This is a genomic window from Janthinobacterium sp. 1L-D-8-B-C4, assembly GCF_057291295.1.
In genome coordinates this window covers 24,198-44,569 of sequence record NZ_JBXAVX010000016.1, presented here as the reverse complement: position 1 = coordinate 44,569, position 20,372 = coordinate 24,198, and the positions used below count along the sequence as shown (strand labels likewise).

Below are 20,372 nucleotides of genomic sequence, written 5' to 3'. Positions count from 1 at the left end.
GCCCGCATAAATTAACCGAAAGACATAACGCGCATGACATCTTCCACCTCCGCTGGCAACGCTGGCCCGAAGCCGCCCAACAAGGGCGGCAAACCCAAACGCTTTTTGCTGATGGCCCTGGTATCGCTGGCGGGTGCGGCCGTGGTTGGCGTCTTGCTGGTGGTATTCGGCCTGGCGATGGCGTATCCCAACCTGCCGGCGCTCGACACCCTGACCGATTACCGGCCGAAGATGCCGCTGCGCATCTTTACCAGCGACGGCGTGCTGATCGGCGAGTTTGGCGAGGAGCGCCGCAATATGGTGCACATCAAGGATATTCCCGATGTCATGAAGAAAGCCGTGCTGGCCATCGAGGATGACCGCTTCTATGAACACGGCGGTGTCGATTACCTGGGCATCACGCGCGCGGCGCTGCACAACCTGACGGGCGGCGCCAAGCAAGGCGCCTCGACCATCACGCAGCAGGTGGCGCGCAATTTCTTCCTGTCGAGCGAACAGACGCTGAAACGCAAGGCCTATGAAGTGCTGCTGGCCTGGAAGATCGAGAAAAATCTCAGCAAGGATCAGATCCTGGAAGTCTATATGAACCAGATCTACCTGGGTCAGCGCGCCTATGGCTTTGCTTCGGCCGCGCAGATCTATTTCGGCAAGAATATCCGCGACCTGACGGTGGCCGAAGCGGCCATGCTGGCCGGCCTGCCGAAAGCGCCGTCGGCCTACAATCCGGTGGTCAACCCGAAACGCGCCCGTCTGCGCCAGCAATACATTTTGCAGCGCATGGCGCAGCTGGGCTACATCACGCCGGCCCAGTTCGAGGAAGCCAAGCATGAAGAGCTGAAGGTCAAGACCGACAGCAGCGCCTTTGGGGTGCATGCGGAATATGTGTCGGAAATGGCGCGCCAGCTGGTCTACGAACAATTCAAGGAAGACACCTACACGCGCGGCCTGAACGTGTATACGACGATTACCAAGGCCGACCAGGACGCCGCCTATATCGCCCTGCGCAAGGGCGTGATGGATTACGAGAAACGCCACGGCTACCGTGGCCCGGAAGCGTATATCGAGATTCCGAAAACCAAGGCCGAAGCCGACGATGCGATCGAAACGGAACTGGCCGACCACCCTGACAGCGACGACATCATCGGCGCGATGGTGCTGCAGGCCTCGCCCAAATCCCTGCAGGCCGTGACGTCGGCCGGCGAAGAGATCAGCATTACCGGCCCCGGCCTGACCTTCGGCGCGGCCTGGCTGTCGGAGAAAGCCGCGCCGAACCGCCGCATCCGCCGTGGCGCCGTGATCCGCGTCATGCGCGATGGCGACAGCTGGGTACTGACGCAGATGCCGGAAGTACAGTCGGCGTTCGTGTCGGCCAGCACCACCGACGGGGCGATTCGCGCCATGGTCGGCGGCTTCGATTACAACCGCAACAAGTTCAACCACGTGACGCAGGCGTGGCGCCAGCCGGGTTCGGCTTTCAAGCCCTTTATCTATTCGGCTTCGCTGGAACGCGGCCTGTCGCCGGCCACCATCATCAACGACGCGCCGATCTCGTTCGACGCGGGCCAGACGGGCGGCCAGGCGTGGGAACCGAAGAACTACGACAGCAAGTACGACGGTCCGATGACCATGCGCAAGGGCCTGATGAAATCGAAAAACATGATTTCAATCCGCATCCTGCACAAGATCGGCGCCAAGTACGGCCAGGAATACGCGACGCGCTTCGGCTTTGACGCCGACAAGAACCCGCCTTACCTGACGCTGGCGCTGGGCGCGGGCAATGTCACGCCGCTGCAGATGGCCGGCGCGTACGCCGTGTTCGCCAATGGCGGCTACAAGATCAACCCCTACCTGATCGCCAAGGTCACCGACAGCGACGGCAAGGTCTTGTCGGAGGCGAACCCCGACAAGGCCGGCGAGGAAGCCAACCGCGTGATCGACGAGCGCAATGCCTTCATGATGAACAGCATGCTCAACGACGTGGTGCGCTTCGGCACGGCCAACAAGGCCATGGCCCTGAAGCGCCCTGACCTGGCCGGCAAGACGGGTACCACCAATGATTCCATCGATGCCTGGTTCGCCGGCTACCAGGCCAAGCTGGTGGGCATCGCCTGGATCGGCTACGACCAGCCGCGCAACCTGGGCAACCGCGAAACGGGCGGCGGCCTGGCCTTGCCGATCTGGATCAGCTATATGGCCAAGGCGCTCAAAAGCATCCCGGTCGAGGAACGCGCGGTACCGGAAGGCCTGATCCACGTCGGCGACGAGTACTACTATGCGGAAAATCCGCCGGGCACGGGCGTGGGCAGCCTGGAAGGCGCAGCGCGCGGCACGCCGGAGGAAGAAAAAGCCAAGGAAGCCGTGAAGAACGAGCTCTTCTAGACTTCGTAGGTCGGGTTAGGCCGCAGGCCGTAACCCGACAATATTGTTGACGTCTGCGGTGTTGTCGGATTACGCGCGGCTTCGCCGCGCTAATCCGACCTACCTTGTTTTGACGTTACTTCAGCACCACCGTCGCGCCGGCCTGCTCGCCCGCCATGGTCGACAAGGCCGCGAACAGCTCCGAACCGTCGCGCGTATTGAGCCACTCGTCGCCCACACGCTTGTAGTGGAAGCCACCCGAACGGGCCGCCACCCACATTTCACGCATCGGCGCCTGGCTGTTGACAATGATTTTGGTGCCGTTGTCGATAAACTCGATTTCCAGCACATTGCCGCTGCGGCTGCATTCGACGTCGAGCACGTCTTCATCGTTGAGCCGGTCCAGCGCTGCTTCGATCTGGGTCAGGGTGGCTTCGGCCAGGGCCAGGAATTCCGATTCGCTCATGCTACACTCCAAAGATCTTAATCAAACCGTGATTCTAATCGTGAAGTCATCCTCAGCGTTTTATATCGGCATTGCCATTGTGGTCTCTAGCGTCCTGGCCGGCTGCGGCCAGGCCGGCGCCCTGTACCTGCCCAAGCCGCCATCGGGCAAGCCGGCGCCCGCCAAGGGACCGGTCGAACCGGCCTTGGTGCCACCACCGCCGGTGATCGTGCCGGCGACCTGATTTACCTTGCTGCCTGCGCGTTCTTGCTGCGCTTGTCCCAGGCGTAGTAGACACGAATGAGCAACAGCAGCGCGACGATGCTGCCAAACAGGATGGGCTGGGCAAAGTTGTTCTTGCCCGCCTTCATCCACCAGTAATGCAGGATGCCCAGCGGCGCGATCACATAGATCAGCCGGTGCAACCACTGCCAGCGCTTGCCGCCCAGGCGCTTGACCATGCCGTTGGTACTGGTCACGGCCAGCGGTATCAGCAGCACGAAGGCAACGAAACCGACCGTGATGAACGGGCGTTTCAGCACATCCTTCCACATTTCCGCCAGATCAAAGAAATGGTCGAACCACAGGAAAGTGGTGAAGTGCAGCGCCGCGTAGAAAAACGCGAACAGGCCCAGCATGCGGCGCAGCTTGAGCAGCCAGTTCAGCTTGCTCAAGCGCCGCACTGGCGTGACGGCCAAGCCGATACACAGGAAATACAAGGTCCAGTCGCCGGTGCCGCGCGTAATGAATTCCAGCGGCTCGACCAGCTGGCCAGAATACGTCAGCCAGACCATGCGGCCGAGCGGCAGCAGCGCCAGCACGAAGATGACGGCCTTGATCAGCGACAGCTGCCGGGACGTTGGTTGGAAAGCCATGGCCAGCCTTGTTTAAAAGAATTTCTTCAGGTCCATGCCGGCATACAGCGAGGCGACGTCGTTATAGCCGTTGTACATCAGCGTCTTGCGCTTGCGCGCCAGGAAACCATCTTCGCCGATGCGGCGCTCGCTGGCCTGTGACCAGCGCGGATGGTCGACGTTCGGGTTCACGTTCGAATAAAAACCGTATTCGGACGGCGCCGACAGATTCCACGAGGTCCGCGGCTGGTCTTTCATGAAGCGGATCTTGACGATCGACTTGGCCGATTTGAAGCCATATTTCCACGGCAGCACCATGCGCACCGGCGCGCCATTCTGGTTCGGCAGGGTTTCGCCATACATGCCCAGGGTCAGCAGCGCCAGCGGGTGATTGGCTTCATCGATGCGCAGGCCTTCGGTATAAGGCCACTGCAGCACGCGGCTGCCGACGCCCGGCATCTGCTTGTTGTCGGCCAGCGAAATGAATTCCACGTACTTGGCGTTGCCGGTCGGCTCGACCTTCTTGATGATCTCGGAGAAGGAATAACCAACCCACGGTATCACCATCGACCAGCCTTCCACGCAGCGCAGCCGGTAGACGCGCTCTTCCAGCGGCGCCAGTTTCAGCAGCGCATCGAGGTCCAGCGTCATCGGCTTCTTGACTTCACCTTCGATGGTGACCGTCCACGGCCGCGTGCGCAAGGTGCCCGCGTTTTGCGCCGGATCGCCCTTGTCGGTGCCGAACTCGTAGAAATTGTTGTAGGTGGTGGCGTCTTTATAGGCGGTCTGCTTGTCCAGCGCCGAATAGGCGGGATTCAGTTTGGCGGCCAGCTTGGGATGGGTGCCCTGCGCGAACGCTTCGCGGTTCATCATTTCCAGCAGAGCCGCACTGGAGACGGCGCCGATGGCCGCCTGCTTGATAAAGCTGCGGCGCGCTTCGAACACGGCGCGCGGCGTGATTTCGGATGAAAACGGCAGTTCAATGCCGTTGGGACTGCGCTTGATCAACATGGCGGCTCCGGAAAAGTGGTGGTTATCTGTACCTTACACCAGTTTCCGAAGCCGTTCATGACGGTTGCGTCATGTAGAAAATTGCCTAGAGCTTGCCGTAAGAATGCAGGCCGGAGAGAAACATATTGACGCCCAGGAAAGCAAACGTCGTCACCAGCAGGCCTACCAGCGCCCACCAGGCCGCCACTTTGCCGCGCAGGCCCGTCATCAGGCGCATGTGCAGCCAGGCCGCATAATTGAGCCAGACGATCAGGGCCCAGGTTTCCTTCGGATCCCACGACCAGTAGCCGCCCCACGCCTCGGCCGCCCACAGCGCGCCGAGAATGGTCGCTACCGTAAAGAAAGCGAAGCCGACGGAAATCGCCTTGTACATCACGTCATCGAGCACTTCCAGCGATGGCAGGCGGTCGACCAGGTAGCCGTTCGACTTGAGCAGGTAGGCCGAGGCGACCATCGCCGACAGCGAAAATGTGCCGTAGCCGATGAAGTTGGCCGGCACGTGGATCTTCATCCACCAGCTTTGCAGGGCCGGCACCAGCGGCTGGATGTCGGCCGCGTCGCGCGTGACGGTGTACCACAGCAGGAACACCACTGCGGCCGTGATCACCAGCATGACAAAGGCGCCCAGCTGGCGCGTTGCATAGTGCTGCTCGTAATACAAGTAGAACATGGCCGTGATCAGCGAAAACAGGATGAACACTTCATACAGATTCGACACGGGAATATGGCCCACGTCGGCGCCGATCAGATACGATTCATACCAGCGCACCAGCATGCCGGTCAGGCCCAGCACCACGCCGGCCCAGCACAGCAGCGAGCCGACCGAGGAACCGAAGTCCGAGCGCGCCACCAGGCCGATCCAGTAGAACAGGGTCGACAGCACGAACAGCGTACCCATCCACAAAATGGCGGACTGGCTGGACAGCATATATTTGAGGAAAAATTTCTGGTTTGCCATGTCCAGCTGGCCACCGTACAGCTCGATGGCGAACAGCGCCAGCACGGCTGCCACCGGGATCAGCCAGCGCACCGGCTTCCAATACCAGCCCAGCCAGGCAAAGGTGGGCGCCGCCGCCAGCAAGATGACTTTTTCATAGATGTCCATGAAGGCGCCAAAGTGCACCAGGCCATACAGCGAGGCGGCCAGCAGGCTAGCGCCGTACAGCCAGTCGACCAGGCCCAGGCGTTTGAAAAAGCCCGGTTCCTGCGTGTAAATCTGTTTATTTGCCAATTCCATATTTTTCTCCATAGCCTGCACGGCGTGACGCCAGCTCAGGCGCAGCTTACGCCGATTGCGGCAATTTTGCCTTCAGGTTCTCAAATTCTTTTTCAAAGTCCAGGGTCTTGCGCTGGGTGCTCATGGCCATCAGGGCGGTGCTGTCGCCAGGGTTGTTGGCATCATCCTTGATCCAGACCCACAGGCGGCGCTCGCGGATATAGAACATGGAAAACACGCCGATCACCAGGAACAGGCAGCCCAGGTAGACCACGCCCTTGCCCGGCGAACGCGTCACTTGCAGCACGGAAGCCTTGATTTCGGTAAATTCATCAAGCTGCAAATACACCGGTGCGCCATAGAAGAAGCTGTCGGACAGCGCATTGGTGGCCAGTTGCAGGAAGCGGCCGTGCTTTTCATCGGCCTCGATGGCGCTCAGGCCATCCCTGGCGCGCGCGGCCTGCCACAAGTCCCACAGGCTGCCGTTGAGGATCTTCATGAAGATATCGGCGGCCTTTTCCTGCTCGGCCTTCGGCACTTTTTCCAGGAAGCGCGAGATGGCCAGGAAACCGCCCTCCTGCCCATTGCCGGCAAAGATGGCCAGGCTTTTCGCGGCCGACTCCTGCAGCTGGCCGCGCAGGGCTTCCGCGTTGGCGTTCGGCATGGCGCGCTGGGCGTAGCGGGCAGCGGCCTGTTCGCGCAGTTCGGCGTTTTGCAGCGCGGCGCGCAAGCGCATCCATTCTTTCACCGTGTAATTGTCGTCGGCGGGAATGCGCAGGTAGCTGAAGGCGTCGCTGGGGTTCACGCGCATGCCGGCCAAAAATACCAGCACGCCATCGACCGTCACCGGCTGCATGTAGTTCTGGTACTCGCGCGCCTGGCCGGTCTTGTCGCGCAGCTTGTACAGCACGCTGGGGCCGACGTTTTTCAGGTCCTTGTTATTGGCGTTCTTGCCGGCGGAACCCAGGCGTTTGTCGAGGCCGACGGCGAATTTTTCATTGAAGCTTTCGGCCTTGCTGACGGCCCGCACATCCTGGCCCGAACTCATGTTTTCCACGTTGAACGGACGGAAACCCGACCATTCGACCGTATAGGAATTGCCGTCGCTGCGTTCGAGCGGCGTGCTGCCGCCCACTTCGCCGCCGATATCGAAGCGTTTGTCGGTCTTGCCGGCCATCGGGAAACCGGTCAGCTTGAGCTTGCTGCCGCCATCTTCAAAGCTCGACTGGTACAGGGCCAGGCCCTTGTACAGCAGCGGCTGGTTGACCTTGATGGTGGCCGGGAAACTCTTGCCCGTTTCATGGTCGGTAATCACCACGTCGCTGGCAAACAGCTTGGGCATGCCGGTGCTATAGAAGTCGATATGGAATTTCTTCAGCAGGATGGTAATCGGCAGATCCTGTATCAGCACGCCATCGGCTTGCGGAATGATGGCGGTGCTGCTGGTCGAGCCTTCCGGGATCATGGTATTGCCGCGGAAAGTAGGATTCGACAGACTCAGGCGATGCTGGGCGGGAATCTCGGCAATCACGCCGCTGCCGGCAAATGGGCTCTTGCCGAAGAACCATTGCTGCACCCTGATCGGCATTTCCGAGTCGAGCAGGCCGCCGACGCAGATGATGACGATGGCGCCGTGGGCAAAGATATAGCCCCATTTGTTGGCCGCGCCGCGCTTGGCCGCGACCAGGGTGGCGTTGTCCTTTTCCACGATCTTGGCCTGGTAGCCGGCGTCTTTCAGGCGCATCACCATCTGCTGCGCCAGCACGCCGCGCGGCAGCGCCGCCTGCCACTCCGCCTTGTGATGGAAATTGCGCAACGATTGTTCACGCACGGTTTCGCGCCAGCTGCGCATGTCCTTGAGCATTTTCGGCGCATTGCGCACGATGCACAGCGAGGTCGAAGCGACCAGGAAGCCCATGATCAGCAAAAACCACCAGGCCGAATAGACCGAATACAGGCTCAGCTTGTCGAATACGGAAAACCAGAACGGACCGAACTGGTTGATGTAATTGGGCATCGGCTCGTTCTGCTTGAGCACGGTGCCGATCACGGACGACACCGCGATCAGGGTCAGCAGGCTGATGGCAAAGCGCATTGACGAGATCAGCTCGACGAATTCGGCCAGGCTGCGGCGCTGCGTTTTGAGTTCGATTCCGGTGGTGCTGGTACTCATGCTTGGACGATCATGTTGATACTCATACAGGATGGCAATCTAAAAAAGGCGGGAAGGTTGCACTGCGCAAGGCGGCAGCATAACCCAGTTTGGCTGGCGCCATAAAAAAGGGCAGCCCTTGCCACGGCCGCCCTTTTTCATTTTAAACGTCGTCTCCGGCAAGTTATTGCCGGTATGAAAACTTATTTGAGGCCGGCAATGTAATCGGCTACGGCAGCGATCTCATCGTCCGACATGCGCGAGGCGATGGTATGCATTTCGGCGCTGTTCTTGCGTGCGTCGGCCTTGGTGCTGCGGAACATCGTCAGCTGGGCCACGGTGTAATCCTGGTGCTGGCCGGCAATGCGCGGATATTGCACGGGAATGCCATTGCCCGCCGCGCCATGACAGCTGGCACAGGCCGCGACTTGTTTCGAAGCAATACCACCGCGGTAAATCTTCTTGCCCAGCTCGATGGTGTCCTTGTTCTTGGCGGCGCCCGGCTTGGCCAGTTGCGCGCCCAGGTAGGCGGCGACGTTTTTCTTGTCGGCATCGCTGAGCATCTTGGCGTAAGTCGACATCACGGGCTGGTTGCGCTGCGGCGTGGTGAAGTCCACCAGTTGCTTGTAGATATAGTTTTCATGCTGGCCGGCCAGCTTGGGATTGACCGCAATGGTCGAATTGCCGGCCGCGCCATGGCAGGAGACGCAGGCGGGCAAGCCGCGTGCGGCGTCGCCATCGGCGTACAGGGTGGCGCCCTTGTTGGCATCGGCTTTGACAGCGGCTTTCGGTGCTTCAGCGGCCGAAACAGTTGCCGATACGGCCAGCAAAGCGAGCAACATGGATTTGAACAACGGTGAAAATGCACGATTCATTCAGGCACCCTGAGACAGTGAGAAATTAGTGGTGGACATTGCCGCGCCCTGGGATTTTTGCATTATTTTCAGGGCCGCAAGCCGCATCGCTGCTACGCCGGCAACAATTAACAACTCCTTATTGTACAATAGCTTCTTGGCGTTATTGCTCTCTTATCGCTCCCTTTTCTTGCATTACTACTCCCATGTCAAAACTCTGGCAAGCCCGTTTCTTTACGACCGTCAATCAACTGCGTGACCTGCCCGATACTTCGGTGCCGGAAATCGCTTTTGCCGGCCGCTCCAATGCCGGCAAATCGACCGCCATCAATATCTTGTGCAATCAGAAAGGCTTGGCGTTCGCCTCCAAGACGCCGGGCCGTACCCAGCATATCAACTATTTCTCGATCGGCGGCGCCCATGTGGGCCAGCATCGCAAAGATGCCACCATCGTCGAGGAAATCGAATGCCTGCTGGTCGACTTGCCCGGTTATGGCTATGCGGAAGTGTCGGGTTCGGCCAAGCTGCATTGGCAGCGTTTGCTGGGCGACTATGTACAGCGCCGCGAACAGCTGGCCGGCCTGGTCCTGATCATGGATTCGCGCCGCCCGTTTACCGACCTCGACATCCAGATGCTGGAATGGTTCGCGCCAACCGGCAAACCGATCCACTGCATCCTGACGAAAGTCGACAAGCTGAACCGCAATGAATCGGTCAACGCGCTGCGCCAGGCCAAGGCCAAGCTCGACAGCTACGTCGACGAAGACGGCGTCGGCTTCCCGTTCACGGTGCAGCTGTTCTCGGCCCTGAAGCGGGTCGGCATCGAGGAAGCCAATGACAAGATCATGGAACTGGCCGGCATCAGTGAAGACGGCGCCGCCGAGATGGTGGAACTGATCGAGATGGAAGACGACGTCGAACCGGAAGCGGACAAACCGGCCTGATTTTCAACCCGGTACGGCACGTAAAAAAGGCGGCTCACTTTGGTGAGCCGCCTTTTTTCATGGGTGCTTAACGCCGGCCCGGCCCTGGTCGTTTTTCGGAAAAGAATTCCTGGCGCAGGAACGCCGTCAGCTCGGCCGTATCCTCGACGCGGGCACTGAGATTGACATTGCGGCCCAGGCGGCGCGATTCCCACACGAAGTCGCCCGGCTTTTCGGCACGGATCAGCTGGATCATCTTCTTGATGATGGCCGATTCGATATCGGGCTCGTTGCCCAGCTCGACTTTTTCCTGCTTCAGCCAGTTGCGCTTGAAGTTGCCATTCCAGCCCTTGAACTTGACCTCGGCGCTGAACGAAGTCTGGTTGACGATGGAAAACACCCCGCCCGAATCGTCGTTGTCGCTACCCGAGTTGCGGCCCTGGGCACGCGCGATATTGGCCTTGGCCACGCGCATGGCGCGGTCGTTTTCGCTTTCCTCGGCCGGCGGGGCCGGCTGCTGCGCCTGGCGCTGCTGGCGACGCTGCTCGATCATGGCGCTCATGTCTTCGGCCGGCGGCGGCGGCAACGGCACTTTCGACACCAGCGGCGGCGTAAAGGTTTCCAGCTTCGGCTTATCTCGCGGCACGTTTTTCGTCACCACCGGCTTGCTGGCCTTGGGCGGCGGCGGTTTCACCTTGGCGACCTTGGTTTCCTTCGGCGTCGGCTTGGGCGTGGGCTTCGGCGTCGGCTTGGGCGTCGGTTTGTCCTTCAGCGGCGCGATATACACCATGGCGCTTTCTTTTTTCGGCGGCGGAATTTTTTCGATCTTGTCGGTATGCAGCAAGGCATACGCAGCAATGAGCACGTGCAGCAGGACGGACACGCCCAGTATCACCTTGCGGCGGTTGCTGGTCTTCTCGCCATAGGCCAGTGGCGGCTGGATCAATTGCCCGCAGGTCGGGCAATAGCCGGTGTCGGCAGCCATCGGGTGGGTCGTGTCATGCAAAATAAATCGTGCTTTCTTTGTAGCAACAAAAATGAGATTACAGGGCAGTCATAGTGCCAGAGCCGCGTGCTTTTGGGAACACTTGCAATACCCTTGCCACCCGAAGCGTACAGGATCGCGGCATTCCTTGCATCGCCTTGCAGAGTAGCCGAAGCGGCTCTTGACGGTTGTTACCGTATGTATCACTGCCCTTACAACCAAGCAATAAAAAAAACGGCGCACCGTTCACCATGGAACGGCGCGCCGCAGCGTTTCACGGACGGTCAATCAAGCCTTGTTGTCACGTGCCACCAATTGCTCGTCCGTCATCGGCCCGGTGCCGCTGTATTTATCGAGGAACAGATAAATCACCGGCGTAATGAACAGGGTGATCACTTGCGAGAAAATCAGGCCACCGACCACGGCCAGGCCCAGCGGCTGGCGCAATTCGGCGCCGGCGCCCAGGCCCAGCGCAATCGGCAAGGCGCCCATCAGCGCTGCCGCCGAGGTCATCATGATGGGGCGAAAACGCAGGATGCAAGCCTGGCGTATCGCGTCGGCCGGCGCCAGGCCCTCGTTCCGCTGCGCATGCAGGGCGAAGTCGATCATCATGATGGCGTTTTTCTTGACGATGCCAATCAGCATCAAAATGCCGATGATGGCAATCATGGTCAGGTCCATGCCGAACAGGCGCAAGGTCAAGAGCGCGCCGACGGCCGCCGACGGCAAGCCGGCCAAAATCGTCAGCGGGTGGATATAGCTTTCGTACAAGACCCCCAGCAGCACGTAGATGACGGCCAGCGCGGCGATGATCAGGATGATCTGGCTCGATTGCGACGACTGGAACACGGCCGCGTCGCCGCCGTAGCGGGTAATGATGGAAGCGGGCAGGTTCATGCCCTTGCTCATCACGTCGATCTTGCCGGTGGCAATGCCGAGCGGCACGTCCGGCGCCAGGTTGAAGGCGATGGTAACGGCCTGCAGCTGGCCCTGGTGGTTGACGGAGGTCGGCCCGATGGTGCGCTCGACCCGGGCAATGCTCGACAGTTTGACCAGTTCGCCCGTCTTGCTGCGCACCGACACGCGGGTGAGCGCATCGTCATACTGGCGGTCCGGCGTGGCCGCTTCCAAAATGACGTAATAGCTGGCGGCCGAGGAATAAATGGTCGACACTTGCCGCTCGCCAAATGCGCTGTACAGCGCCGTGCGGATGTCCGACATCTGCACACCCAGCATATTGGCCTTGTCGCGGTCGATCTTCAATGATGCCTGCAGGCCCTTGATCTGCGAATCGCTGGTGACATCGCGGAAGGCCGGGTCGGCGCGCATGCCGGCAAGGAATTTTTCCGCCCAGTCATTCAGGGCGTCGGGGCTGACGCTTTGCAAGGTGTACTGGTAGCGGCTCTTGCTCTGGCGCCCGCCCAGCTGCAAGTTTTGCACGGGGCGGAAATACACCGCCATGCCGGGCACGGCGCTTGTCGCCCGGCGCAGGTTTTCCAGCACCACCGGCATTTTCGGACGCTCGCTACGCGGTTTCAACACCATGAACATGCGACCGGTATTGCCGCCACCGACAAACGAAGTGACATCCTGCACGCTGGGGTCGGCCTTGATAACGGCCGCCATGCGCGCCTGCAAGGCTTGCAGCGCTTCCGACGAGATATCTTCCGACGCTTCCGTATTGACCTGGATCTGGCCCAGGTCTTCCTCGGGGAAGAAGCCCTTCGGTATGGTGGCGTACAGGATCACGGTCAGCGCAAACGTGGCTACCGCAATCAGAAGCACCACCGTGCGGTGCGCCAGCGCCAGGTCGAGCACGCGCACATAGCCGTTGCGCACGCGCGTAAAGCCCGCTTCGAAGTGGCGGCCGATAAAGGTTTTTTCCTGGGCGTGCTCGTGCTCATTGGCGTGCCCTTGAGCGCCGGCCGGCAGGAAGCGGCTGGCCAGCATCGGCACCAGCGTCAAGGAAACAATGGCCGACACCAGGATCGCCAGCGACACGACAACGGCAAATTCATGGAACAGCAGGCCGATCACGCCCGGCATGAAGAAGATCGGGATAAACACGGCCACCAGCGAGACGGAAATCGAGATGATGGTAAAACCCATCTCTTTGGCGCCCACCAGCGCCGCCTGGATCGGCTTCTTGCCCATCTCGATATGGCGCACGATGTTTTCCAGCACCACGATGGCGTCATCGACCACCAGCCCGACGGCCAGGGTAATGCCCAGCAGCGAAATATTGTCCAGGCTGTAGCCAAGCCAGTACAACAGGGCCAGTGCGCCCAGCAAGGAAATCGGCATGGTGACAGCGGGAATAAAGGTGGCGGCGGCGCGGTGCAGGAACAGGAAGATCACCAGCACCACCAGCACCACAGTGAGCGCCAGGGTCAGGTTGACGTCGTGGATCGCTTCGCGGATCGACAGCGAGCGGTCGTTGACCAGGCTGATCTGGATCGACTGCGGCAGCTGCTCCTTGAAGCCGGGCAGCAGGCGGCGCACGCCATCGACCACTTGCACCGTATTGGCGTCGGGCTGGCGCTGCACCATCAGGCTGATCGAGCGCTCGCCATTGAAACTGCCGACCGCCTTGATTGATTGAAAACTGTCTTCCACTTCGGCCACGTCTTTCAGGCGCACCGGCTGGCCGTTGCGGCTGGCAACGATCAGCTCGGAAAAATCGGCTGCCTTCATCATTTGCGGATTGCCCTGGATGGTCAGGGTCTGGCTGGGGCCGTCGAGAATGCCCAGCGGCGAATTGGTGTTCGAGGTGCGCAGCGCCGTGGCCAGCTCGTCCATGGTCAAATCGCGCGCATTCATCAGGTCGGCGCGCGCCCGTACGCGCACGGCAAAGCGCTTCTGGCCGTTGACCACCACCTGCGCCACGCCCGGCAAGGTCGACAGGCTGGGTGCGATCAGGTTTTCCGCGTAGTCGTTCAGGTCCGACAGGTTCAAGGATGGCGAGGTCATCTGGATGAACAGCACCGGCGCGTCGGCCGGATTGACCTTGCGGTAGGACGGCAAGTCCGTCATTTCGGTCGGCAACTGCCGCTGCGCGCGCAGCAGCGCGGCCTGCACGTCGACCGCCGCCTCGTTGACATTGATGCTCGAATCGAATTCCAGCGTCAAGGAAGTATTGCCGAGGGTACTGGTGGAAGTGATCAGGCTCAGGCCGGAAATCGTGGAAAACTGCTTTTCCAGCGGCAAGGCGACGGATGACGCCATGGTCTCCGGGCTGGCGCCGGCCAGGTCGGCGCTGACGTTGATGACGGGCGTGTTGTAGCTCGGCAAGGCCGCCACCGGGATTTGCAGATAGGCCATTACGCCGGCCAGGATGATGGACAGTGACAGCAACACCACCATCACGGGGCGGCGGATGCTCAGTTCGGACAGATTCATGCTGGCTTGCCTGCCGCAGTTGCCGCCGCTGCCGGCGCGGGAGCGTCCTGGCGTTTTTGCGCCAGGCGCACCTTGCTGCCCGGACGCAGGTTTTGCTTGCCATCGACTATCACCTGCTCATCGCCATTCAAGCCCGTCACGGCGGCGTTCAAGCCAAACGCATGCACGCGCATGACCTTGTTGGCCTTGGCCGTATTGTCGGCCTGCATGGTATAGACCAGCGTGCCGGCGGTGGTGGTAATGATGGCGTTTTGCGGGATCACCAGCGCGTCTTTCAGGGTTTGCACCGTCATCTGCGTATTGATGTACTGGCCCGGCCACAAATCGGTTTGCGTATTGCCGAAACGGGCCTTGACCTTGATCATGCCCGAGGTGGGATCGACGGCGTTATCAATGAAATTGAGCTTGCCGTTGACCTGCCTGCCGCCGGCGTCCACCAGCAGCGCCGTCACGGGTACTTCGCCCGCTTTCTGCGCCGACAGCAAGGCCGACAAACTGCTTTCCGGCAAGGTGAACACCACGTCGATCGGGTCGAGCTGGGTGATGCTGGTGAGCGAGGTGGTCGGCTGCACCAGGCTGCCCGGATAGACGCCGATGGCGCCCACGCGGCCGCTCAGCGGCGCGCGCAGCACGGTATAGCTGGAATCGACCTGCGCCCCCCGCAAGGCGGCCTGGTCGGCGGCGAGCAAGGCGCGCGCCGCGTCCAACTGACTTTGCAGGGTATCGACGGCGCCCTGGGCGATGAAATTCTTGCTCAGCAAATCGGTGCTGCGCTTGAGCTGGCGCTCGAAATCCTGCACCGAGGCACGGTCGCGCAATACTTGCGCCTGGGCTTTTTCCACGTTCGCGCTTTCGGTGCGCGCGTCGAGTGTGAACATCAGCTCGCCCTGCTTGACGAACTGGCCTTCCTTGATGTGCACCTTGGCGATCGTGCTGGTGGTTTGCGGGTGCAGGTCGACGCTGCTGATCGGCGTCACGCTGCCGTTCGCTTGTAGCACGATGGGCACATCCTGGCGCACGGGCTGGATCACGCTCACCGTGGTGGGCGCCTGACCGCCCTTGGCCGCCGCCCCGCTCTTGGCCGTGTCAGCGGACTGATGGTTGAAATACCAGATGCCGCCACCGATACACAGGGCGGCACCTACCAGGATTGCCAGGCTAGTTTTTTTCATTATTCGTCACGCTGTCTCGGCGCGGATTTACAGGTTGAATTTAATTGCCTAACGGCATTAAGGGCGATATTGTCGCATGAAAGTGCGCCGGGAAATCATCACTTTCCGGCGTAATATTGCGGCACCACCAGGGTCACTTCCAGCCCGCCGTCCACATGATTGGACAACAAAACCGTGGCGCCGTGCTGCTCGGCGATATTGCGTGCAATCGTCAAGCCCAGGCCGGTACCGCCCGATTCGCGCGAGCGCGAGGTCTCGATGCGGTAGAACGGTTCGAACACTTTGGCCAACTGGTCGGGCGCAATGCCGGGCCCGCCGTCGCGGATGCGGATGCGCGCCGCGCCCGTCAGGCGCTCAACCGTCACCTGTGCATGCTGGCCATACTTGACGGCATTGTCGATCAGGTTGACCAGGCAGCGCCGCATGGCGATCGGGCGGCCCATCAGGGCCATGCCGGCATGGCCTTCGAGGGTCACGTTCTGGCCGGCGTCGGCGGCGTCGGAACAGACGCTGTCAAGCAGGGAGTCGAGGTCGAGCGCCTGCATCGCTTCCGTGCTGTCCATCGAGCGCGCCAGGTCCAGCCCCTCCTTGACCATGCTTTGCATGGCCGACAAGTCGCCCACCAGGCGTTCGTGCAGGTCCGAGTCGGCCACTTTTTCCAGCCGCAGGCGCAAGCGCGTGAGCGGCGTTTGCAAATCGTGCGTGATGGCGGCCAGCATCTGCGTGCGCTGGAAAATATGCTGGCGGATGCGCGCCTGCATGGCGTTGAAGGCCGCGCTGGCCTGGCGGATCTCGCTCGCGCCCGTCAGGGCCAGCGGTGGATGGTTGATGTCGTTGCCGAGGTCTTTCGCCGCCTGCGCCAGCTGCTTCAACGGGCGCATGGTCATGCGCGTGACCAGGAAGGCGATGATCGCAATGCTGATCAGGAAAGGCAGCAGCGTCATCCAGTCGTTGTGTTCGTTGAACGGTGGCTGCTGGCGCGGCGGCAATACCAGGAGCCGCAGCATGTGGCCGTCCTGCATGCGCACGTCCAGGCTTTCGCAAGTGCCGCCCCACATCTTGGGCGCAAACAGGCCTGGCGAGGTACGCGGCTTGACGCAGGCTTCCGGCAGCTGGGCCAGCGCGGTCACCTTGAAGGCCTCGCCCAGCTTGGCTTGCAGCGCGCTGGAAAACTCCGTCGGCGCGCCGGCCGCGTGTTCGGCGTCAGGACGCAGCTCCAGGCGCACGCTGCCCTTGTTGGCCACTTTCAGGTAGGCCGCGCGCGAGGCCAGCGGCACCATGTCGGTCGACATTACCAACTGCTCGGCACGCTCGACGGCGTGATAGTCGCGGTACTGCTCGATCGCGCGCTGGCGTTCGCCCACGGCCAGCCACTGGGTCAGCGCGGCCGAGGCGACCACGCCGAGCAGCAGAAACATGAAGACGCGTCCCGTCATCGAACCGAGGAAGGCCTTCACGCGTGCGGCTCCACATTGACCTGGCCGGCCAGCACATAGCCGCCATTGCGCACGGTCTTGATGATTTGCGGCAGGCGCGCATCTTCACCGAGCTTTTGCCGCAAGCGGCTGATCTGGATATCGATCGAGCGGTCGAACGGATCGGCGTCGCGCCCTTGCGTCAGGTTCAGCAACTGGTCGCGATTGAGCACGCGGTTCGGGTGTTCCAGGAACACCCGCAGCAAACGGAATTCCGCGCCCGACAGCATGATCACCACGCCGGTCGGGTTGAGCAGGTGGCGCGCCGTCAGGTCCAGCGTCCAGCCGGAAAAACGTATCTGCTGCGCCTTGTCCGACGGCGCGTTGGACGGCATCGCATGGCTGCGGCGCAGCACGCTGCGGATGCGCGCCAGCAACTCGCGCGGCTCGAACGGTTTTGGCAAATAATCGTCGGCGCCCATTTCCAGGCCCAGGATGCGGTCCAGCGGTTCGTTGCGCGCCGTCAGCATGATGACGGGAATGGTCGACTGCGCGCGCAGCTTGCGGCACAGGGTCAGGCCGTCGTCGCCGGGCAGGTTCAGGTCCAGCACGATCAGGTCGGGCCGGGTTTCATCGAGTACCTTCCACATGGCCGTGCCATCGGCCGCGCCCAGGGTGCGGTAGGCATTGGTTTCCAGGTAATCCGCCAGCAGGCTGCGGATTTCGCGGTCGTCGTCGACGATCAATATTGTAGAAGTAGGTTCCATGACTGAATTATCCCCACTTCAGAGGGGTATGCACAGCGTATTTGTATCGTCTTGTATATAGACCATGTGACGAAACATACGGATACAAACTGTCGGACAGCGGACACTTCATGGAAACATGGGGCCGCCACACTGGATTCATGTGCACAGACATGTACATGTTCTCTTCACTCATAAAGGAATCCAGATGAACACCTCATTTCACACCGTACGCAAACACCTGATCGTCGCCTTGAGCGTACTCGGCATGGGTGCCGCATCGCTGACAGTCCACGCCCAGCAAGAGCCCGCCAGCGCGCCAGCTGCCACCAGCAACCCGAAAGCCGCGCCGGACGGCCCGCGCGCCCATCGTGGCGAACACCGAGGTGAACGCCGCAACCCGGCCGAACGCATGGCCAAATACCAGGCGCGCCTGCACGACAAGCTGAAACTGACCGCCGCCCAGGAACCTGCCTGGGCCACTTTCACGGCCGCCAGCGCGCCGAAAAAACCTGCCGGCGACTGGAAGGCCAAGCGCGAAGCGTTTGCCAAACTGTCGGCGCCCCAGCGCATGGAACAATGGATCGCCATGTCGAAGGAACGCATCGCCGGCCAGGAAACCCGTCTGGCCTCGCTGAAAACGTTTTATGCGGTACTGACGCCGGAGCAACAGAAGGTGTTCGATGACAGCGTACCGGGCGGCAAGCATGGCGGCATGCGCGGCCATCATCGCCCGCATCGCGGTTGAGGCGTAGGTCGGATTAGGCCGCAGGCCGTAATCCGACAACATTGTTGGCCCGACCGTGGTGGTGTCGGATTACGGCCCGAAGGGCCTAATCCGACCTACCATCGAGCTTGCTCAAGGACGCCAGGAACGTTTCGGCGTTCTGGAAGCCGATCACGCGCGAGTGCGCAATCTCCTGCCCTTGTGGATTGAACATGATGATGCCGGGCGGGCCGAACAGCTGGAAGCGCTTCAGCATGGCCTTGTCGTCTGCGTCATTGGCCGTCACGTCGACCTGCAGCAGCACCGACATGCCCATCTTGTCGCGCACGGCCGGCGCCACAAAGGTCAGTTTTTCCATTTCCTTGCACGAAACGCACCAGTCTGCGTAAAAATCGAGCAAGGCAGTTTTGCCGTTCAATTGCGCCAGCGCCGCATCGAGCTGGGCCACTGTTTTGACGCGCGTAAAGGCGTGCGGATGGACCTGGCCACCGCCCAGGTGGGCCAGTGGCGCCAGCGGATCACGGCCGCCACTGGCCGCGCCCACCAGTTGCACCGCGCCCAAGATGGCGAACACCAGGCCGAAAGCCTTGGCCACCCAGGCGTTTTTGGAAGAACTTTTGCCCACCAGCAGATACATGCCGTAGCCGATGAAGAGCGCGGTCCAGCCCAGCATCTGCACCACGCCCGGCAGCACCGGCGACACTAGCCACCAGGCCACGCCCAGCAGCAGCACGCCAAAGAAACGCTTCACGGCATCCATCCAGGCGCCGGCGCGCGGCAGCAAGGCACCGGCCGACACGCCCACCAGTATCAAGGGCACGCTCATGCCGACCGCCATTGCAAACAGGGCGCTGCCGCCGATCACCACGTCGCGCGTCTGGCTGATGTACAGCAAGGCGCCGGCCAGCGGCGCGGCCACGCACGGCCCCACGATCAGGGCCGAAATCGCACCCATCACGAACACGCCCGCCAGGCGGCCCGATGATTGCTGGTTCGACACGGTCGTCAGCTTGCCTTGCAAAAAGGCCGGTACCTGCAGTTCATAGAAACCGAACATCGACAGCGACAGGCCGGCCATCAGCAGCGCAAAGAAACCGAGCACCCATGGGTTCTGCAGCTTGGCCGCCAGGCCTTCGCCAGCAAGGCCGGCCGCCACGCCCAGCGCCGTATAGACGATCGCCATGCCCAGCGCATAGGTGAGCGACAGCAGCAGGCCGCGCGAACGGCTGACCTTGGCGCCATCGCCAACGATAATCGACGACAAAATCGGCACCATTGGCAGCACGCACGGGGTAAAGGCCAGGCCCAGGCCCAGCAGCATGAACAGCGGCACGATCACCAGCAGCTTGCCGCCTTTCAAGGCTGATTCGATGCTGCCCATTTCCGTTGGCGCGGCAGTTGCGGCCGCAGCGGCTGCCGGCGTCGGCACTGCTGCAACAGGGTCGGGCGTGCTGGTGATATCGGCTTGCGGGATGCTCATCACCGATACGCCGGGCGACGCCTGCGCCTGCGGACCGTTGACGGCTTTGGTATCAACGGCGGGCGCGGCCGGCAGTGCGAATTTTGACGCCACGCCACCTGGCGCCATGCTCTGGCCACCGGCGCCGACCAGCTTGGCGGTGGCATCCTGCGGCGCATAGCACAGGCCCTTGTCCGAGCAGCCCTGGCCCGTGGCTTTGAGCGTAAAGGCGCCGGCCGCCTGGACCGGAATCGTGATGGTCAGCGTATGGCGGAACGTCTCGACATTCTTCTGGAAGGTTTCATCGAATTTGACCTTGCCTTTCGGGAATACGGGCCTACCCAAGGTGGCGCCGGTGGCCTCGAACTTGAAGCGCTCGTGGTACATATAGTAGCCATCGGCGATCACATAGGTCACCGCGATGTTGGCCGGGTCCTGCATCCGCGCGGAAAACTTGAAGGCCAGCTCGGGATCGAGAAATTCATCGTCGGCATGGGCCTGGCCGGCGCCGAACACGGCGATCAACAGCAGCAGACAAGTGGCAAACCAGAGGGACAGGTGATGCAGCGGCGTGGCGCGGGAAGGGAAACGGAACATGAACTACGACCTTTTTGACCATTCGACGAAGAGCCGCGCGGGCATGCAGGGCCGGCGCG

General features: G+C 61.4%; 16 protein-coding genes. 4 read left to right on the top strand and 12 right to left on the bottom strand.

Annotated elements, in window-relative coordinates:
- Positions 1-33: 33 nt before the first annotated feature.
- Positions 34-2,379 (top strand): penicillin-binding protein 1A, encoded by a 2,346-nt coding sequence (locus AC0Z42_RS23720; protein ID WP_485470613.1) that lies wholly within the window; start codon positions 34-36, stop codon positions 2,377-2,379.
- A gap of 115 nt (positions 2,380-2,494) precedes the next feature.
- Here the strand turns inward: AC0Z42_RS23720 and cyaY are convergent, their stop codons facing one another.
- Entirely contained in the window at positions 2,495-2,824 is a 330-nt protein-coding gene (cyaY, locus tag AC0Z42_RS23715; protein ID WP_485470612.1) for an iron donor protein CyaY, read from the bottom strand.
- A 40-nt stretch (positions 2,825-2,864) separates the two neighbouring features.
- Here cyaY and lptM point away from each other — a divergent pair, with 40 nt between their 5' ends.
- Complete coding sequence (gene lptM / locus AC0Z42_RS23710) at positions 2,865-3,047, top strand: LPS translocon maturation chaperone LptM (RefSeq protein ID WP_485470611.1); 183 nt, start codon at positions 2,865-2,867, stop codon at positions 3,045-3,047.
- A gap of 1 nt (position 3,048) precedes the next feature.
- On the opposite strand, the gene AC0Z42_RS23705 is transcribed toward lptM, so the two are convergent.
- The 5 genes from AC0Z42_RS23705 to AC0Z42_RS23685 form a co-directional block, all read right to left on the bottom strand.
- Positions 3,049-3,678, bottom strand: a complete 630-nt coding sequence (locus AC0Z42_RS23705) for a protein-methionine-sulfoxide reductase heme-binding subunit MsrQ (RefSeq protein ID WP_485470610.1) — start codon at positions 3,676-3,678, stop codon at positions 3,049-3,051.
- A 12-nt stretch (positions 3,679-3,690) separates the two neighbouring features.
- Positions 3,691-4,668 (bottom strand): protein-methionine-sulfoxide reductase catalytic subunit MsrP, encoded by a 978-nt coding sequence (msrP, locus tag AC0Z42_RS23700; RefSeq protein WP_485470609.1) that lies wholly within the window; start codon positions 4,666-4,668, stop codon positions 3,691-3,693.
- A gap of 85 nt (positions 4,669-4,753) precedes the next feature.
- Positions 4,754-5,905, bottom strand: a complete 1,152-nt coding sequence (ccsB, locus tag AC0Z42_RS23695) for a c-type cytochrome biogenesis protein CcsB (protein WP_485470608.1) — start codon at positions 5,903-5,905, stop codon at positions 4,754-4,756.
- 46 nt (positions 5,906-5,951) lie between these two features.
- Entirely contained in the window at positions 5,952-8,057 is a 2,106-nt protein-coding gene (locus tag AC0Z42_RS23690; protein WP_485470607.1) for a cytochrome c biogenesis protein ResB, read from the bottom strand.
- A 182-nt stretch (positions 8,058-8,239) separates the two neighbouring features.
- A complete protein-coding gene (locus AC0Z42_RS23685) occupies positions 8,240-8,911 on the bottom strand; it encodes a c-type cytochrome (protein WP_485470606.1) in 672 nt (223 codons plus the stop codon).
- 185 nt (positions 8,912-9,096) lie between these two features.
- On the opposite strand from AC0Z42_RS23685, the gene yihA reads away from it, so the two are divergent.
- Positions 9,097-9,834, top strand: a complete 738-nt coding sequence (yihA, locus tag AC0Z42_RS23680; RefSeq protein WP_426075779.1) for a ribosome biogenesis GTP-binding protein YihA/YsxC — start codon at positions 9,097-9,099, stop codon at positions 9,832-9,834.
- 67 nt (positions 9,835-9,901) lie between these two features.
- On the opposite strand, the gene AC0Z42_RS23675 is transcribed toward yihA, so the two are convergent.
- The 5 genes from AC0Z42_RS23675 to AC0Z42_RS23655 all read right to left on the bottom strand — a co-directional run bounded on the left by AC0Z42_RS23675 (position 9,902) and on the right by AC0Z42_RS23655 (position 17,551).
- On the bottom strand, positions 9,902-10,819 hold the full coding sequence (locus AC0Z42_RS23675; RefSeq protein WP_485470605.1) for a hypothetical protein: 918 nt from the start codon (positions 10,817-10,819) through the stop codon (positions 9,902-9,904).
- Positions 10,820-11,086: 267 nt separating this feature from the next.
- Complete coding sequence (locus AC0Z42_RS23670; RefSeq protein ID WP_485470604.1) at positions 11,087-14,197, bottom strand: efflux RND transporter permease subunit; 3,111 nt, start codon at positions 14,195-14,197, stop codon at positions 11,087-11,089.
- A complete protein-coding gene (locus tag AC0Z42_RS23665; protein ID WP_485470603.1) occupies positions 14,194-15,369 on the bottom strand; it encodes an efflux RND transporter periplasmic adaptor subunit in 1,176 nt (391 codons plus the stop codon). The genes AC0Z42_RS23670 and AC0Z42_RS23665 overlap by 4 nt, the downstream gene beginning before the upstream one ends.
- Positions 15,370-15,467: 98 nt before the next feature.
- A complete protein-coding gene (locus tag AC0Z42_RS23660) occupies positions 15,468-16,826 on the bottom strand; it encodes an ATP-binding protein (protein ID WP_485470602.1) in 1,359 nt (452 codons plus the stop codon).
- Entirely contained in the window at positions 16,823-17,551 is a 729-nt protein-coding gene (locus AC0Z42_RS23655) for a response regulator (RefSeq protein WP_485470601.1), read from the bottom strand. Before AC0Z42_RS23655 ends, AC0Z42_RS23660 begins: the two co-directional genes overlap by 4 nt.
- 187 nt (positions 17,552-17,738) lie before the next feature.
- Here AC0Z42_RS23655 and AC0Z42_RS23650 point away from each other — a divergent pair, with 187 nt between their 5' ends.
- Positions 17,739-18,278, top strand: coding sequence for a Spy/CpxP family protein refolding chaperone (locus AC0Z42_RS23650; RefSeq protein ID WP_485470600.1), 540 nt, complete (start codon positions 17,739-17,741; stop codon positions 18,276-18,278).
- 85 nt (positions 18,279-18,363) lie between these two features.
- Here the strand turns inward: AC0Z42_RS23650 and dsbD are convergent, their stop codons facing one another.
- The gene (dsbD, locus tag AC0Z42_RS23645) at positions 18,364-20,313 is read right to left on the bottom strand and encodes a protein-disulfide reductase DsbD (RefSeq protein ID WP_485470599.1); all 1,950 of its coding nucleotides are present in this window, start codon (positions 20,311-20,313) and stop codon (positions 18,364-18,366) included.
- Positions 20,314-20,372 lie beyond the last annotated feature (59 nt).

What these genes read in the sequence shown, in the direction of transcription:
- AC0Z42_RS23655 (WP_485470601.1), bottom strand. Translation starts at nt 17,551, where the DNA reads ATGGAACCTACTTCTACAATATTGATCGTCGACGACGACCGCGAAATC.
- ccsB (WP_485470608.1), bottom strand. Translation starts at nt 5,905, where the DNA reads ATGGAATTGGCAAATAAACAGATTTACACGCAGGAACCGGGCTTTTTC.
- cyaY (WP_485470612.1), bottom strand. Translation starts at nt 2,824, where the DNA reads ATGAGCGAATCGGAATTCCTGGCCCTGGCCGAAGCCACCCTGACCCAG.
- AC0Z42_RS23685 (WP_485470606.1), bottom strand. Translation starts at nt 8,911, where the DNA reads ATGAATCGTGCATTTTCACCGTTGTTCAAATCCATGTTGCTCGCTTTG.
- msrP (WP_485470609.1), bottom strand. Translation starts at nt 4,668, where the DNA reads ATGTTGATCAAGCGCAGTCCCAACGGCATTGAACTGCCGTTTTCATCC.
- AC0Z42_RS23690 (WP_485470607.1), bottom strand. Translation starts at nt 8,057, where the DNA reads ATGAGTACCAGCACCACCGGAATCGAACTCAAAACGCAGCGCCGCAGC.
- AC0Z42_RS23650 (WP_485470600.1), top strand. Translation starts at nt 17,739, where the DNA reads ATGAACACCTCATTTCACACCGTACGCAAACACCTGATCGTCGCCTTG.
- yihA (WP_426075779.1), top strand. Translation starts at nt 9,097, where the DNA reads ATGTCAAAACTCTGGCAAGCCCGTTTCTTTACGACCGTCAATCAACTG.
- AC0Z42_RS23720 (WP_485470613.1), top strand. Translation starts at nt 34, where the DNA reads ATGACATCTTCCACCTCCGCTGGCAACGCTGGCCCGAAGCCGCCCAAC.
- AC0Z42_RS23705 (WP_485470610.1), bottom strand. Translation starts at nt 3,678, where the DNA reads ATGGCTTTCCAACCAACGTCCCGGCAGCTGTCGCTGATCAAGGCCGTC.
- dsbD (WP_485470599.1), bottom strand. Translation starts at nt 20,313, where the DNA reads ATGTTCCGTTTCCCTTCCCGCGCCACGCCGCTGCATCACCTGTCCCTC.
- AC0Z42_RS23670 (WP_485470604.1), bottom strand. Translation starts at nt 14,197, where the DNA reads ATGAATCTGTCCGAACTGAGCATCCGCCGCCCCGTGATGGTGGTGTTG.
- AC0Z42_RS23665 (WP_485470603.1), bottom strand. Translation starts at nt 15,369, where the DNA reads ATGAAAAAAACTAGCCTGGCAATCCTGGTAGGTGCCGCCCTGTGTATC.